General features: G+C 74.1%; 15 protein-coding genes. 8 read left to right on the top strand and 7 right to left on the bottom strand.

Annotated features, from left to right (window positions below):
- The first annotated feature begins 65 nt into the window (after positions 1 to 65).
- The 3 genes from IEZ31_RS48705 (at position 66) to IEZ31_RS48695 (ending at position 3,589) form a co-directional block, all read left to right on the top strand.
- A complete protein-coding gene (locus tag IEZ31_RS48705) occupies positions 66 to 2,015 on the top strand; it encodes a hypothetical protein (RefSeq protein ID WP_190256960.1) in 1,950 nt (649 codons plus the stop codon).
- A gap of 243 nt (positions 2,016 to 2,258) precedes the next feature.
- On the top strand, positions 2,259 to 2,744 hold the full coding sequence (locus IEZ31_RS48700; protein ID WP_190256959.1) for a peptidase inhibitor family I36 protein: 486 nt from the start codon (positions 2,259 to 2,261) through the stop codon (positions 2,742 to 2,744).
- Positions 2,745 to 2,779: 35 nt separating this feature from the next.
- A complete protein-coding gene (locus IEZ31_RS48695) occupies positions 2,780 to 3,589 on the top strand; it encodes a siderophore-interacting protein (protein ID WP_190256958.1) in 810 nt (269 codons plus the stop codon).
- A 1-nt stretch (position 3,590) separates the two neighbouring features.
- Here the strand turns inward: IEZ31_RS48695 and surE are convergent, their stop codons facing one another.
- Both surE and IEZ31_RS48685 read right to left on the bottom strand, forming a co-directional pair.
- On the bottom strand, positions 3,591 to 4,397 hold the full coding sequence (gene surE / locus IEZ31_RS48690; protein WP_190256957.1) for a 5'/3'-nucleotidase SurE: 807 nt from the start codon (positions 4,395 to 4,397) through the stop codon (positions 3,591 to 3,593).
- Positions 4,394 to 5,041, bottom strand: coding sequence for an SIMPL domain-containing protein (locus IEZ31_RS48685; RefSeq protein ID WP_190256956.1), 648 nt, complete (start codon positions 5,039 to 5,041; stop codon positions 4,394 to 4,396). Before IEZ31_RS48685 ends, surE begins: the two co-directional genes overlap by 4 nt.
- Positions 5,042 to 5,093: 52 nt before the next feature.
- Between IEZ31_RS48685 and IEZ31_RS48680 the strand changes: the two genes are divergently transcribed.
- Positions 5,094 to 5,591: a YybH family protein gene (locus IEZ31_RS48680; RefSeq protein WP_190256955.1), complete on the top strand. Its 498-nt coding sequence runs from the start codon at positions 5,094 to 5,096 to the stop codon at positions 5,589 to 5,591.
- 60 nt (positions 5,592 to 5,651) lie between these two features.
- Here the strand turns inward: IEZ31_RS48680 and IEZ31_RS48675 are convergent, their stop codons facing one another.
- Complete coding sequence (locus IEZ31_RS48675) at positions 5,652 to 6,260, bottom strand: DUF1707 SHOCT-like domain-containing protein (RefSeq protein ID WP_190256954.1); 609 nt, start codon at positions 6,258 to 6,260, stop codon at positions 5,652 to 5,654.
- A gap of 160 nt (positions 6,261 to 6,420) precedes the next feature.
- On the opposite strand from IEZ31_RS48675, the gene IEZ31_RS48670 reads away from it, so the two are divergent.
- A complete protein-coding gene (locus tag IEZ31_RS48670) occupies positions 6,421 to 7,701 on the top strand; it encodes a coiled-coil domain-containing protein (RefSeq protein ID WP_190256953.1) in 1,281 nt (426 codons plus the stop codon).
- Between the two features lie 168 nt (positions 7,702 to 7,869).
- Here IEZ31_RS48670 and IEZ31_RS48665 read toward each other — a convergent pair whose 3' ends face one another.
- The 4 genes from IEZ31_RS48665 to IEZ31_RS48650 all read right to left on the bottom strand — a co-directional run bounded on the left by IEZ31_RS48665 (position 7,870) and on the right by IEZ31_RS48650 (position 13,069).
- On the bottom strand, positions 7,870 to 8,784 hold the full coding sequence (locus IEZ31_RS48665) for a diacylglycerol/lipid kinase family protein (protein ID WP_229837021.1): 915 nt from the start codon (positions 8,782 to 8,784) through the stop codon (positions 7,870 to 7,872).
- Between the two features lie 107 nt (positions 8,785 to 8,891).
- Positions 8,892 to 10,292 (bottom strand): alkaline phosphatase PhoX, encoded by a 1,401-nt coding sequence (locus IEZ31_RS48660; RefSeq protein ID WP_229837019.1) that lies wholly within the window; start codon positions 10,290 to 10,292, stop codon positions 8,892 to 8,894.
- A 294-nt stretch (positions 10,293 to 10,586) separates the two neighbouring features.
- Positions 10,587 to 11,537, bottom strand: coding sequence for an ARPP-1 family domain-containing protein (locus IEZ31_RS48655; protein ID WP_190256950.1), 951 nt, complete (start codon positions 11,535 to 11,537; stop codon positions 10,587 to 10,589).
- Entirely contained in the window at positions 11,534 to 13,069 is a 1,536-nt protein-coding gene (locus IEZ31_RS48650) for a hypothetical protein (RefSeq protein ID WP_190256949.1), read from the bottom strand. Before IEZ31_RS48650 ends, IEZ31_RS48655 begins: the two co-directional genes overlap by 4 nt.
- 610 nt (positions 13,070 to 13,679) lie before the next feature.
- On the opposite strand from IEZ31_RS48650, the gene IEZ31_RS48645 reads away from it, so the two are divergent.
- From IEZ31_RS48645 to kdpF, 3 genes are all read left to right on the top strand, one after another.
- Positions 13,680 to 14,165 carry a universal stress protein gene (locus IEZ31_RS48645; RefSeq protein WP_190256948.1) on the top strand — a complete coding sequence of 162 codons (486 nt, stop codon included), beginning with the start codon at positions 13,680 to 13,682 and terminating at the stop codon, positions 14,163 to 14,165.
- A 199-nt stretch (positions 14,166 to 14,364) separates the two neighbouring features.
- Positions 14,365 to 14,808, top strand: coding sequence for a hypothetical protein (locus tag IEZ31_RS48640; RefSeq protein ID WP_190256947.1), 444 nt, complete (start codon positions 14,365 to 14,367; stop codon positions 14,806 to 14,808).
- Positions 14,809 to 14,880: 72 nt separating this feature from the next.
- The gene (gene kdpF, locus IEZ31_RS48635) at positions 14,881 to 14,970 is read left to right on the top strand and encodes a K(+)-transporting ATPase subunit F (RefSeq protein WP_190256946.1); all 90 of its coding nucleotides are present in this window, start codon (positions 14,881 to 14,883) and stop codon (positions 14,968 to 14,970) included.
- Positions 14,971 to 15,103: the final 133 nt, after the last annotated feature.

Here is a 15,103-nt window from a genome sequence, read left to right as displayed (position 1 = left end):
GTTCGGCCGATCCCGCCGGGCACTCTTATTGGCGACCATCCCTCGACAAAAGGTAGCACACAATTATGGAGATCGATGATTCGGCGCATTCGTGGACGGCCGGGCTGCGGGCACCGCTCTTCGCCGCGGAACTGCGGGGGCTGCGCGCGGCGGCCGGGCACCGCTCGTTGCGCCGGGTGAGCGAGGTCGGCGGCCGGTCGCTCGCCTCGCTGTCCACGGCCGAGAAGGGCGCGGACCTCCCGACCTGGAAAATCACCGCCGGGTACCTGAAGGGGTGCGACGTCGCCAAGGGCTCCCCGGAGTACCGCCGGATCGAGGCCCTCCGGCGCCGCGCGGACGAGGCGCTCCGCCCGCTGCGCCCGGAGCTGGACGCGTGCACCTCGGGCCCGGAGCTGTTCGCGGCCCTGCTGGCGACGGTCGAGGTGGCGGGGCACACCCCGGAGGGGCTGGCCGCGCTGATCCCGACGGCCCGCGGGCCGTTCGCGATCAAGCTCCTGGGCGCCGCGCCGCCGGCCGCCGAGGTGGTACGCGAGACGTTCGAGGCCGGCTGGGCCCGCCTCAGCGAGCACGTCCTGTCGTGGATCCTGCTGGGCTGCGGCGCGGACGGCGGCGTGATCCGCCACTGGAGCCGCCACCACCTGCGCATCACGCGCGCGGCGGGCGTCAGCGCGCCGACCGGCGACGCCGCCGCCGCGAGTGGGGCGGGTGACGAGGACGCGGAGCAGGCCTTGCGGGCGACGCGGGACGCGGGCCTGCCGGGCGGGACCCTGCGAGGCACGGGCACGGCTCGGGACCCGGGCGCAGCGCTGGGCGCGGGGGCAGCGCTCGGCGCGAGCACAGCACTCGGCGCGGGCGCGCGGGACCAGGGCACGGCTTGGGACCAGGGCACGACACGGGAACCGGGCACGGCGTGGGACTTGGGCGTGGCACGGGACTTGGGCGTGGCACGGGACTTGGGCGTGGCACGGGACTTGGGCGTGGCACGGGACTTGGGCGTGCCGGGCGCGGCCGGCCGGTCGGCCACCGCCGAGGCGGCCGGTCCGATCGGGGCGGGGGCCGATCGGCAGGGGTGGCGGGCGACCGGGCTGCCCCGGGTGACCGCGGTGCTGGCGGTGCTCGCGGCGGTGGCGGTGCTGCTCGCGGCCGACGGCGTGCGGGACGACGGGGCCCCGCCGGGCGCGGACGCCACCGGGCTCCCCGCACAGAGCGCCGGGCCCGGGCCGGCCCCGCTCACCGCCGACCCGGCACTCGACGGGGTCACCGCCGCCGAGGCGCTCGAGGCGATCCGGCGGCGGGTGGCCGGGGGTGGCGAGCCGGCGGCGCACGGGCGGTACACCTTCACCCACATCCAGGTGTGGAGCCCCGCCGGCCGGCCGGGCGGGGCGATGGAGGTGCGTGACGAGCGGCTGTACTGGGACGCCGCACACCGCGGGGTTCGCCGCGCCGGCCGGGTCGACGCCGGCGGGCGGGTCACGGCCGAGCCGGACGAGTGGTTCGACGGGGGTGCCCGGCGGCTGTTCCTCGGCATCGAGCAGCCCTCGGCCGATCCCGAGGCGCTCGTGCTCCAGCTCCAGGAGCAGCAGCCCGGCCTCGGCGCGAGCGGGGTGCTGCGGGGCGTCGCCGACGTGTACGCCGTGCACCACCTCGACCGGGAGCACCGCCTCGCCGTCCTCGCCGTGGTCGCGCGGCTGCCCGGGCTGCGCCTGCTCGGCGTGCAGTCCGACCGCGCCGCCATGCAAGCCGCCATGAAAGCCGCCACGAACGACGCCACGAACGACGCCACGAGCAACGCCACGGACACGGCCGGGACGCGGCCCGGGGTCGCGGTCGCCGCCGACCTCACCGTCGACGGCGTCACCACGCGGGACGTGCTGCTGTTCGACGAGGCGACCGGCGCGCTACTCAGTGCCGCCCAGCTCGTCGTCGCGGCCCCGCCCGGGGACGGGGTGCGGTTACCCGCCGAGCTGCGGTACACCCTCTATCTCGGCGCCGGCCGCACCGACACCACCGGATAATCGTTCGGGGGCGAAATGTCGGGATCCGGTCAACCGGAACGGCCCGGCGCACGCCCGATCCGGCCGCATTCGCGCAATTGAACACGCCGGAGTGTTCGATTGTACGACCGTCAGCCCGTTCCAGCGCGATTCAGTCACGCTGAGTGCATTCCGGATCAACAGAACGTCGATACTCATCTGGTCTCGTCGATTGCTCTCTTCCTACCGTGGCGTCATCCGGCACACCACGATGGGGGGTCATCGATGGCACGGCATCGGTTGATCGCAGCCGCACTCATCGCCGTCGTCACGGCGAGCGCCGCGATCCCCGCGGCGACGAGCGCGACCACCGCGACGCACGCGGAGCTCACGCGGTACCTCCGCGAACACCCGGGCGGCATCCCGACCGCCCCCGACACGATCAGCTACCTCGGTGGCGCCCTGGTCGTCACGCTCCGCGCGCCGGCCCGCGCGCAGGGCTCGCCCGACTGCCCCTCCGGCTGGTTCTGCTTCTACGACCGACCGGGCTGGGGCTACCCGCGGGGCAAGCTGAGCGACTGCTGGTACCAGAACCTGGCCACGTGGTACTGGCAGGATCGCACCGAGTCGGTCCACAACAACACCGGCACGACCGTGACGTTCTACGACGGCGCGTACCGGGCCGGCTCCGCGATGTTCGCCGCCGGCGCCGGCGTGGCGCTGAGCAGCGTGCCGCCCAACCGCGCAAACTACGTCTACCGCTCCTGCTGATCTCCGCTCCCCGGCCGGGGTCGTAGGCTGAACGCATGACGGAACGGCAGCGGCGGGTCCACACCGCGCGGGTGGTGCGCACCGAGCGGCTGACGCCGCACATGCAGCGGGTGGTGCTCGGCGGCGAGGGGCTCGCCGAGTTCGACGCCGGGGCGTTCACCGACCACTACGTCAAGCTGCTGTTCCCGGCGGCCGGCGTGACGTATCCGGAGCCGTTCGACCCGGCGCACGTCCGCGCCACGATGCCGCGCGAGCAGTGGCCGGTCACCCGCACCTACACGGTCCGCTCGTGGGACCCGGTCGCCCGGGAGCTGGCCCTCGACTTCGTGCTGCACGGCGACATCGGGCTGGCCGCCCGCTGGTCGGTCCGCGCGCAGCCCGGCGACCCGCTGCACTTCAGCGGCCCCGGCGGTGGGTACGTGCCCGACCCGGCGGCCGCCTGGCACCTGCTCGCGGGCGACGAGAGCGCGTTGCCGGCGATCGCCGCGGCGCTGGAGCGGCTGCCCGACGCCGCCGCGCACACCGCGCTCGTGGAGATCGAGGGGCCCGCGGACGAGCAGGACCTCAAGGGGGTGACCTGGCTGCACCGCGGCGAGGGGGCGGTCGGCAGCGTGCTCGTGCCGGCGGTGCTCGCCCTGCCGTGGCAGGAGGGCGTGCACGCCTTCGTCCACGGGGAGGCCGCCTTCGTGAAGGAGATCCGGCGGTACCTCCGGGTCGAGCGATCCGTGCCGCGCGACCGCCTGTCGATCTCGGGCTACTGGCGGCTCGGCCACGACGAGGACGGCTGGCAGTCGTCGAAGCGCGAGTGGAACGCCCGGATCGAGGCCGAGCAGGAGGCCCGGTAGGTCACTCCGTGGGCAGGTCGACGCCGAAGTGCTCGGCCGGCGGGCGGATCGCGGTGACCGTGGCGTAGCCCTCGGCGAGCCAGGCCAGGTCGCTGCCGGGCACCGTGCGGGGGCCGTACGCCTCGACGACGGTACGGACGAATCCGTCCCCCGACTCCGCGAGGGCCATCTGGACCTGGCCGAACGGTGCCATGGTCGCGGTCCGCAGCCCCGCCGCCGAGGGCCGGTCGGGCACGTTGAGGTTCAGCACGGTGCCGGCGGTCGCCCGCTCCAGCCACGGCAGCAGCCGCGCGGCGAGGGCGGCGGCGGTCGCCCAGTGCCGGAACTCGTCGTCGGCTGTGTCGAGGTCGGCGACGGCCGCGCCACCGGTAGCGGTGCTCCCGGCGGCCGGGGTGAGCACGTCGAGCGACACCGCGAGCGCGCTGATGCCGTGGTTGGCCGCGGTGAGCGCGGCGCCGACGGTGCCCGAGTGGAGCACGGCGTGGCCGGCGTTGGCACCCCGGTTGATGCCGGACAGCAGCAGCCCGGGCGGCGGGCCGAACGCCCCGAGGGCGGCGAGGACGGCGATGTACGCGGGCGAGGCGGCGATGCCGTACGCAGGCACCCCGGGCAGCCCGTCGAGCTCGGTGGCCGCGACGACGATCCGGCCCTGCTCGGTGACCGCGGACAGCGCGGCGCTCATGCCGCTCGCCTCGACCCGCGGCGCGGCGACGACCACGTCGTGGCCCAGCTCGTGGGCGGCGCGCGCGAGGGCCCGGATGCCGGGCGCGGCGACGCCGTCGTCGTTGGTGACGACGATGCGGGTCATCCCAGCTCCGGCGCGGTGATGGTGAAGCGGGCCTCGACGGCGGCGGTGATGCGCTGCCGCTCCGGGTCGAGCTGCAGTTCGGGCGCCCCGCCGCGGGCCTTGGCGCTGTAGGAGGCGCCGTAGGACTGGAACGTCGCCATCGGCTCGGAGCTGCGCCCGACGCCCGGGTCGGAGAGCTCCAGCAGCTCGGTGACCTGCGCGCCGAGCGTCTCGGCGTACTCCTTCGCGCGGGCGATCGCGTCGCCGATCGCCGCCCTGCGGGCCTCGCGGTACACCGGGCTGTCCGGGCGCAGCGTCCACGTGGGCCCGTGGATCTGGGTCTGGTCCTGGTCGGCGATCGAGAGCATCACCTCGCCGAGGGCGGCGAAGTCGTGCACCACGACCAGGGTCGTCACGCTGCCCTGGTACGCGGTCACCTTCTCGCCGCGCTTGGTCTCCGGGTGCACGTACAGCCCGCTCGTCTCGCGCCGCTCGACGGCCTCGGCGTAGCGGTCGAGGAACTGCCGCAGCGCGTCGGCCCGCTCGCGCAGCCGGGTCAGGGTGGCCTGCCGGTCCTTGTCGCGGGCCGACACGACCACCCGGAACTCGGCGAGCTCCGGCTCGACCTCCTGCACCGACTCACCACGCACCGCCACCGTCGTCATGCGCCCCAGCCTAGTGAGGGCTCGTCACCCCATGCCCGGCTAGCGTCCGGGCGTGTCTGATCTCGTCGACTACGACTTCGGCCCGCACAGCCGCAACCGGCTGGCCGACACCGCGCTGGAGACCGCCGACGGGGCGGTGGCGGCGCTGGAGACCTTCTACTACGCGCTCAACCACGGGGACCTCGACGTCCTCGCCCAGATCTGGTCCGACGACGACCTCACCCAGGTGGACAACCCGGTCGGCGGCATCGTGCGCTCGGGTGCGGCGATCGTCGAGCTGTACCGCCACCTCTTCGAGAGCGGCATGCAGCTGGAGATCACCTTCACCGACGCGGCCACGTACTGGTCGCCGGGAGCCGCCATGTTCGCCGGCCGGGAGCTGGGCCACTACACGAACGGCGAGGGCGAGCGGGTGCCGATGGAGTTCCGGACCAGCCGGTACTTCACGTGGCATCCCCGCCACGAACGGTGGCGGCAGATCCACCACCACGGCAGCCTGGACGACCCGGTGGCGCTGCACGACTACCAGGTGGCGGCGGAGCGGGTCTGAGCGCCAGCCGCCGTCGCCGGCCGCGAGCCGCTTGAACTTGCGCAACCGGCGGCGGACCGTTCAGTCGCCGTCGCCGGCCGGGAGCCGCTTGAGCTTGCGGGACCGGCGGCGGACGGTGACGCCACCCCAGAACGCGAAGCCGGTCACGACGATCCGGGGCGCGCCGGGGCGGCCGGCGCCGACCGCACTGTGGTCGAAACCGCCCATCACGCCGGTGCCGGTCACGTGCACCTCGGCGTCCTCGGGCACGATGACCGTGACGCCGCCCATGATCGCGAGCGCCCGGATGCGCATGTCGCCGTGCAGCATCCGCGCCTCGCGCAGGTCGATCGTGCCGCCGCCCCAGAAGGCCAGGCAGTTGAACCGGCGCGGCGCGATCCACGGGCCGCGCCGGGTGAAGCTGCTCATCAGGGCGAGCGCCGCCCCCCTCGACCGCACCTCGCCCGGCGCGGGCGGCACGCCGTCCATCCGCACCGGCGCGGACGACGGCCCGGGCAGGTCGGCGGTGAGCGGCTCCAGCTCGGCGTAGGTGCGGGCCGCGTAGACCGCGTGCAACCGCTCGTCGACCTCGTCGAGGTCGAGACGGCCCTCGGCCGCCGCCACCCGCAGCACCTCCGCCACCCGCTCGCGGTCGCCGTCGGACGCGCGCAGCTGCTTGGGATCGACCATGTCCAGCAGCCTAGTTCCCGTGCCGAGCCCGCGGATCCCCCCTCCACTCACGGTTATCATCTCCGACACGCACTGTGACGTGACTTGCGCCAGGACCGCGCAGCGATTTGGATGTGAACCGCCGACGTCTGACCCTTCCCGATCGTATGGAGGATGGCCCATGTCCCACGGCGGGGAGCTGCTCACACAACGCGAGGCTACCGGCCCGCGGCCCGACTTCTCGATCGTCGTCCGCGGCTACGACAAGAAGCAGGTCGACTCGCACCTCATGCAGGTCGACCGGCAGGTCTCGGCGCTCACCCAGGAGCGCAAGCGGGTCGTCGGCCAGGCCCAGGAGCTCTCGGCCCAGCTGCAGGAGCTCAGCGCCCAGCTGAAGCAGGCCCAGGCCGAGCTGGCCGAGGCCAACGGACGACCCGCCCGGGTCGACCGGGCGTCGTTCCGCCACCTCGGCCCGATGGTCGACCAGATCCTCGCGCTCGCCGAGAAGCAGGCCGGGCTCATCATCGAGCAGACCGAGCAGAAGGCGGCCGAGCACCAGGCCGAGTCCGAGAAGCTGCTCAAGGAGGCGCGGGAGCGCGCCGACAAGCTCATCTCCGACGGCGAGGCCGCGCACGAGCGCTCCGAGCAGGAGGCCAAGCGGATCAACGAGGAGAGCATCCAGCACCTCGAGAAGACCCGCGCCGAGGCCGACGCGCTCGCCGAGGCCGCCCGCCAGCAGGTCCTGCAGGAGGTCAAGGCCGGCCGGGCGCAGGCCGCGCAGGAGCTGGCCCAGCTGAAGGCCAACGCCCAGCGGGAGATCGAGGAGCTGCGCGGCGCCGCCGACCGCGAGCTGTCCGAGCTGCGCGCCACGGTCGACCGCGAGATCACCCAGCAGCGCAACCTCGCCGACCAGAAGAGCGCGGCGCTGCACGCGGAGGCCCAGAAGTATTCGTCGGACATGCGCAAGCGCGCCGACGAGCAGGCCGCCACCGCCCAGCAGCAGCTCACCATCGTCCAGCAGGACATCCAGGCCCGCCAGAAGGCGCTCACGCAGCTGCAGACCGAGTTCGAGGCCACGCAGCAGCAGCTCGGCGAGGCCCGCCGGGAGGGCACCGCGCTCAGCCGCGAGGTCACCCAGCTCCAGCAGCGGCTCACCGAGGTCAAGCAGAACCTTGCGAGCGAGCTGACCCGCCTCGAGCACGCCCGCCAGGCCGCCGACTCGGCCGAGCGGCACGCCAAGGAGGTCCGCGCCCGCGTCCAGCGCGAGGCGAAGCGCGTCGCCGACCTGGCGGCCGCGGCCGTCATGGCCGCCGCGGCGGGCGGCGCGGACACCGGGGAGTATCCGAAGGTCCCGGTCCGCGCGGCCGCCGACGCCCACCCGGAGAACGGCGTGCCCGCCCCGCGCGACCCGCACCCGGCCACGGTCCCGGCCCCGGCCGACGCCCCCGAGCACGCTTCCTAGCCCACGAGGCCCACGAGGCCCACGAGCGAGCGTCCGCCGAGCCGGCTTCGTCCCGGCCCGGCGGACGTCGACGGCTGTGACGCGGGGCGTTCGCCATCACGCAGCGCAATGCCGTGACCACGACCGCCGGATCGCCGTCGCCTCCGCGGGGCGCAGGCGCCCCCGCGGCTACGAGGCGTCGCGGCGGTTGCCGGATTCGCGCCGACCCGCCCGCTCGGGGCACGCGATCGTCACGGCGGCCGGGACCGCCTCGGCCTCGATCCTGCGGACCGGCTTGCGGGCGCCGCCGTCGAGCTCCAGCAGGACCGGCTCGGCGAACCGCACCGTGACCGTGCGCGCGCTCGCCAGCCGCACGAACGGCGACGCCCCGGTGCGCCCGGCCGCCATCCGCCCGAGCGTGCGGGCCCACTGCAGGGCACCATGGGCGGTGGCGACGCCGACCTCCAGCCGCCCGTCGAACGGGCTGGCGTCGTCGAAGGCGTCGATACCGCCCGCGATCGTGCCGATGTTGCCGAGCAGCACGCAGGTCGCCGGCCCGGCGAACCACGGCTGACCGTCGAGCTCGACGCTGGTCTCGACGGGCCGGTCGCGGACGTGGCGGAGGGCGGTGCGCAGGTACGCGAGCTTGCCGGCCCGCTGCTTCAGCCGGCGGTCGGCGTCGTCGATGAGCGCCGCGTCGAACCCGGCCCCGGCCATGACCGCGAAGTGCTCGTCACCGAGCCGCCCGAGGTCGTACCGCGTCCGCCGCCCACGCAGTCCGATGTGGACGGCGGAGGCGATGTCCCGCGGGATGCCGAGCGCGGTGGCGAAGAGGTTCGCGGTCCCGGCCGGCACGATGGCGAGGACGACGTCGGTCCCGGCGAGCGCGTCGGCGCACCGCTGCACCATCCCGTCCCCGCCCCACACGACGACGACCTCGGCCCCGTGCCGGAGCGCCTTGCGCACCCGCTTGGGCGCCTTGCGGCTCTTCCCCACCTCGTACCACAGCGGCGCCTCGACCCCGGCGTCCTCGATGGCCCGCCGCAGCTCGTCAAGCCCGCCCCCGAGCAGTTTCTTGCGATGCGCGACGACAGCCAACTTCACATCTGCGGATGTACCCACCACGGATGAGCATCAATCGTGGTGGGTTCCGGCGCCGGGATGGAGAGGGGCCCGCGCGTTCGCGGGCCCCTCGGCTGCAGCTGTCGCCGCTAGCTGTCGGCGTTGCTCGGGCGGCCCCACGGTCCCGTGATCGCGAAGACGTGGCCGGGGCTCTGGATGCCCACGTACAGGATCTTGCCGTCGGCGCTGAACGTCGGCCCGGCGAACTCGCTGTCGTTGAGTTCGTTGCGGGCCAGTCCGTAGGCCTTGCCCTGGGCGGTGATCCCGACGAGATGTGAGACACCGTCGCCGTCCTCGGCGAGGATGACTCCGCCGTACGGCGAGACCGTGATGTTGTCCGGTCCGTCGTAGTTGTCGGCGTCGACGTCCGGGTCGGGGTTGACACCGAAGATCGTCTTGAGCGTGATCGACTCGGTGGCCGGGTCGTAGAACCACACCTGGCCGTCGTGCTCGTTGACGCTGCCGTCGGCCTCCCGCGCGTAGCTGGCCACGAAGTAGGCACCGCCGTCGGCCCACCAGGCGCCCTCCAGCTTGCGGCTGCGGGTGACCTGGTCGTCGGCCAGCTGCTTGCGGACGGAGGTGGTGGCCGCGTCGCGGTCCGGCACGTCGACCCACCGGACCTTGTAGCGGGTGCCGGGCTGGGTCGCCATCGACAGGTCCGGGATGTGCTTGGATCCGAGGTAGGCGGCCATCGCGTGCAGCGTCCCGGCCGTGTCGCCGCCGGGGCTGGTCGCCAGCGTGCGCAGGCTGCCCCGGCCGCCGGTGAAGCCCGCCGGCGGGGTCCACCGGTAGTACAGGCCGTTGGGGCCCGAGGCGTCCTCGGTCTCGTAGATGGTGAAGGTCTGCGGGTCGACGGCGACCGCCTCGTGGGCATAGCGGCCGAGGAACTTCAACGGAACGGGGTTCTGGTTGGCCTGCCGGTCGAACGGGTCGACCTCGAAGACGTACCCGTGGTTCTTCTGCAGCCGGCCACCGGCCCGCGCCTCGGTCTCCTCGCAGGTCAGCCAGGTGTCCCAGGGCGTGATGCCGCCGGCGCAGTTGTTGTGCGTGCCGGCGAGGCTCACGTACTCGCGGATCCGGGTCCCGTCGGCGTCGACGTCGATATTGGTCGTGCCGCCGCGGGCACCCGGGTCGTAGGTCAGGCCGGGCAGCGGCGGCACGCCGAACGGCTCGCTGCCGCCGATCTCGTGGTTGTTGACCAGCGTGGCGCCGGTCGGGCTGGCGAACGTGCCGGTCCCGTCGGTGTCATCGGGAGTCGGCTGCCCCGACTCCAGCACGGTCACGCCGGCCTGCGCGACGATCTTGTACGAGAAGCCCTTCGGCAGCGCGAGGATGCCGGCCGGGTCGGGGACGAGCGGGCCGTAGCCGAACGAGGAGCGGGTGGCCGCGGCCGCGGGCCCGGCGATGGCCTCGATGCTGCCGGCGAACACGATGCCGAGGCCGCCGGCCGCGGTGGCGCCGAGGAATCCGCGTCGGGAAAGGGATGACAAAGGGAACACCTCTCGGGTCAGGTGAGCACACGGCCCACACATCCCCCTCCGGTACGGAAGTGTGCCCGCCCGCGCCGACGCTGCCGTGAACCACGGGTGAATGTCCGGCGCCGCGGCACGTGCCGGGTAACGCCTCGCGACCTTGGGACGCCCCTTGGAAAGGTTCATGCGTTCCCCGGACCTCGCCTTCCCCCCTCCGGCGAGGTCCAGGGCTCACCCGGCCTTGATGCGGTCCCACATCCCGTTCCCCACCGGCGTACGGAGCCCGGTTGGGCGCCCCGCAGGTGACCCGCTCTATACGGCGAGTGTGAACAGCGACGCGTACACGAGCCGCCGCCCGTCGGTCACGACCTGCCCGGCCGCCCGCTCGCCGGACACGGTGGACAGTCGCAGGTCGAGGTAGCGGTCCTCCTCGACCGGCTCGCCGAGCCGCCAGCCGGCCTCGGCCAGCCACTCGCGCACCTCGGCGGCGACCGACCGGCGCCGCTCGTCGAGCACACCGCGCAGCCCGTCCAGACCGTCCACGGTGAACGGTTCTTCGTCCGTCTCCGCCGCGTCCGTCGCGAACCACGCCGCCGGCCCGTAGGCGAAGCACACGAGCGCCATCCACACATCGGCGAAGTACGCCGGATCGGGCGCGATCTCCACGCCGACCAGCCGATCCCCGAGGAAGAACACGGCGCCGAGCTGTCCTTCGAGCAGTTCGAGGCGGCTCTGGTACTGCGTGAGCCCGGCCCGCTGCCGCGTCAGCACCTGCTCCAGGTGCCCCCGCCGCGGCAGCCCGTGCCGGCCGTTGAACCGCGAGATGTCCTCCCACAGCTTGCTGTACCGGTTCGCGCCCCGCATCGCGAGCGCCTCGCCCCGCAGCTCCACCGGCAGGACGAAGAACCACTGGTCCCGCCCGGCCAGGTAGCCACCCTGCGACTCCTGCACGCAGCAGGCGTCGTCGAAGCGCAGCGTCTGCCCGGCCGCGATGAACGCCGACCGGCAGAGCGCATGGTTCTGCGCCGAGTCCTGGATGTACCCCACGTGCAGCGGGACGATCGCCACCCCGGACGCCGCCGGGTTGGTGAGCTCCACCGACCCGTACGTGACGACCCGCCCGAGCTTCAGCCCGGTCCGGGGCGGCACGATGCCCGGATACGCCGGACCGAACACCGGCACCATGGTCAGCACCCCGGCCCGCTGCGGCTGCCCCAGCCGGTAGCCGGAGACGTCCGCCGGAACCAGGTCGAGCACACTCATCGTCCTCCTCCGTCCAGGCCCGGGTCCGAGTCGTTCCGGTGCGGGCCGGCCAGCTCGCGCTCGGCCAGGGCGAGCCGGCGCCGCAGCTCGTCGCCGAGCCACCGCTCCGCCTCGGCACCGTCCACATGGGACAGCACCCAGATCACGAGCGCCCCGAGGTCGCCGGAGTGCCAGAACGTCCTGCGCGGCAGCCGCGGCGCCGGCCGCCGCAGCGACAGGTCGTCGGCGTGCCCGAACGTCGCCTGGCAGAACACCACCGGCGTCCGGACCCCGACCACCGGCAGCGTGGCCACCACGCGGGCCAGGTCCCCCGGGTACACGTTCTCGTACCCGTCCGAAACCACCGCGATCACGTCCGCCCCGGCACCCACGGCGTCGAGCACCCCGGACGCCAGGTCGGTCGCCCCCGCCGGCACCGCGGTCACCGGCTCGAAACCGCCCGCGGTCCCAGCGGTCGCCAGCGCGACCCCGCCCGCCGGCGCGCGGCCGGCCGACGCGGCTCCGTCTGCCGCGGCTCCGTCTGCCGCGGCTCCGGCCGATGTGGCTCCGTCTGCTGCGGCTCCGGCCGATGTGGCTCCGGCTGCCGTCACTCCGGCCGCCGTGGCTCCGGCTGCCCGCACACTCTCGGCACCGCCGACCGGGATCACCACGAGCCGGGCGCACACCCGCTCCAGCACCAGCCGGAACGCCTCGGCCTGGGAGGCCACGGCCCACTCGCGGTCGCCGTAGCCACGCATCGACGCGGACCGGTCGAGCACCAGGGCCACGGTCCCGCCGTAGCGCGGCAGGCCCTCGGTGGCCTCGGCGACGTACCGCTCCACCGCCGGCGTCAGCTCCTCGCTCGGTCCGCCGCGGAACCGGTGCACGAGCGTTGCGGCGAGGTCGCCGCGGTTCGTCGCCGTCACCGTCTCCGGCCGCTCGCCGGCCAGGTCCAGGTCGGCCTCCGCCGCCGGCGGGGGCGCAACCCGGGTCGTGGCCACGGGCGAATACAGCGCGCCGACCCGCTGCGGCGCCGACCCGAACCAGGCCAGCGCGTGCCGCACCGGCCGCCCCTCGGCCAGCTGCCGCGCACAGGCCCGCGCGGTCCGCCGGCCCACCGCGTGCTCGAAGCAGTCCACGGCCACACCACGCCGGGCCCGCACCAGTTCCGCCGCCAGCGGGTGCTCCAGCAACAGCGCGAGCGCGGTGCGCGTCACGTGCCCGTGGTTGGCCCGCCGGCGCCGCACCGCGAGCAGCACGGTCAGCACGTCGGCCGGCGCCAGGCCGAGCGCGAGCACCCGGCAGACCCGCGCCAGCGTGCCCCGGACGTCGTCGTCGAGCCCGGCCCACGAGGCGAGCAGCAGCTGCAGCAGCACCCGGACCCGCTGCGCGGCCGGCGTCCCCGGGATGAGGGCCGCCAGCGCATACCGCTGCGGATCCGCGCCCCACGCCTCCGCATGCAGACGCTCGTCGTCCCACACCACATCCTTGCCGCGCGGCACACGCACCGCGGTCCCGTGCGACTGCAGATGCTCCAAGAACTGTGCGGTCACGGTTCCCCTCCCCTCCACAACGCAGGAGGGTAGGCCCCGAATATTCAGTGGCTCGAATGATTTCCGGTGTGCTGCGCCGCACCGGAGCGGGAGGGACCACACGAGCCGGAGGAACGGCGGGAGCGGGAGGCACGGCAGCAGCGGGAGGCACGGCAGCCGTGGAATCGGGCGCGGGACCGGACGCACCCGCGCGCGCCGGCACCGTCGCGGCAGCCGGCGCCCCAGCGGCAACGGCAGCCGTCCCCGCCGGCGGCGGAGCCCCCGATGCCCGCCGAGCCCGCCGCGCGTCAGCCGCCGCCATCGCCGCCTCCACGTCCCGCTGCCGCTCCTCCAGGTCCAGCCGCGCCAGCCGCAGCGCATGCCGCTCCTCCAGCCCCCGCCGCCGGGCTTCAGCGAACGAGGCCCGCACCTCCCGCCGCTGGGCCCGCCGGCGCCGCCACTCGTCGACCGAAGCCGCGAAGCGCGCATCCCAGTCCACCACCGCCTCAACCATGGCCCCACCATAGAACCCCCGTACGACAAAACCGCCCTGCGCTCCACAATGGACAGAGCGCCGATTTTGACGATTTCTTCACGGCCGGGGAGGTGCAGGGCGCATTACCGTCGAGGCATGCGGCGGATCGTGGTCGGGGTATCGCAGTCGTTGGCCGGGCTGGCGGCCGTCCGGTACGGGCTCGGGGAGGCGCGGCGGATCGGGGCGCCGCTCTACGCCGTGCGTGCCTGGCCCTTCCCCGCGCACTGGCGCGGGCCGGCCGTGACCGAGTGGCAGCGGGAGCTGCGGGCCGAGGCCCAACGATACGTCGTCGACGCCTTCGCCAGCGCCGTCGGAGGGGCGCCGGACGACGTCGAGGTGCTGGTCGCCGCGCCGGTCGGGCGGGCCGACCACGTGCTGCTCGACCTGGCCGGGGACGACGACCTGCTCGTGCTCGGGGCCGCTGGGCGCAGCTGGGTGGTGCGGGCCTGCACCCGGGCCGCGCGCTGCCCCGTCGTCGTGGTGCCGGAGCCGGAGCTCGCCCGGCGCCGCCCGTACCGAACCTTGCGGCGAGCACTGAGCAAGCACAGCGCCGCCCGCACCGGACCCTGCGGCGAGCACTGAGCAAGCACAGCGCCGCCCGTACCGGACCCTGCGGCGAGCACTGAGCAAGCACACCGCCGCGAGCGTCAAGACGGCGTCAAGAAGCGCCCAAGACGCGTAGGGATTTCGTCAACGCATCTGGGCGGCCGCCCGGGCCGCGCCTTCACTTGCACCGGGGCCGGATGGAAGGCCCCGAACGTGCGAGAACCGGGGGTGCGAGATGAAGCTGCCGACCAGCATCGGCGTCGCCCTGGGCGCCGCCGGAGTGGTGACGACCGCGCTGCTCGCGGCCGGGTGGACCGCGCCGCCGGAGCACACGGCCCGGCTCGCGGCGCTCGCGGCGGTGGTCGCCGTCATCGGCTGGGTGACGAGCGACCTGGGCGCCGCCGCCGCGACCGCGGGCATCGCGTGGCTGCTGCTCAACGGTTTCCTGATCAACGAGCTGGGCATGGTCAGCTGGCACGGGCCGAGCGACGCGCTGCGCCTCGCCGTGCTCGCAGGAGCCGCGGTCGCCGGCTGGGCGGCCGCCCGAGTCCCGCGACACGTCCATCACCGGCGGGAGCTCGCCCGCATGCGGGCCTGGATCGACGGCGGTGGGCTCGTGAACGTCCTGGCGGCCAAGCCGGTCCTGACAACGACCAAGAAGGAGACCCCCCGTGGGTGACCTGGTGTTCGTACTGCTGACGATCGCGGCCTTCCTGCTCCTCGGCCTGGCGGTACGGGCGGTTGAGAAGCTGTGAACGCCGAGAATCTTGTCGGTTTGGTGCTCGCGGTGGCCCTCACCGTGTTTCTGGTGGCTGCGCTGTTGTTTCCGGAGCGGTTCTGATGATCCCAGCATTGTTCGTCGGCTCGCTGGTCCTCGCCTTGGTGGTTGTGTTCCGCCCGTTCGGGGATTACATGTTTCGGGCGATCACGTCGGTGCGGCATTTGCGTGTTGAGCGTGTCGTCTACCGGGTGGT

The sequence above is a fragment of the Dactylosporangium sucinum genome (genome assembly GCF_014647515.1).
Lineage (GTDB): Bacteria > Actinomycetota > Actinomycetes > Mycobacteriales > Micromonosporaceae > Dactylosporangium > Dactylosporangium sucinum.
The sequence above is the reverse complement of the archived record's forward strand: the minus strand, read 5'-3'. Positions and strand labels throughout refer to the sequence as shown.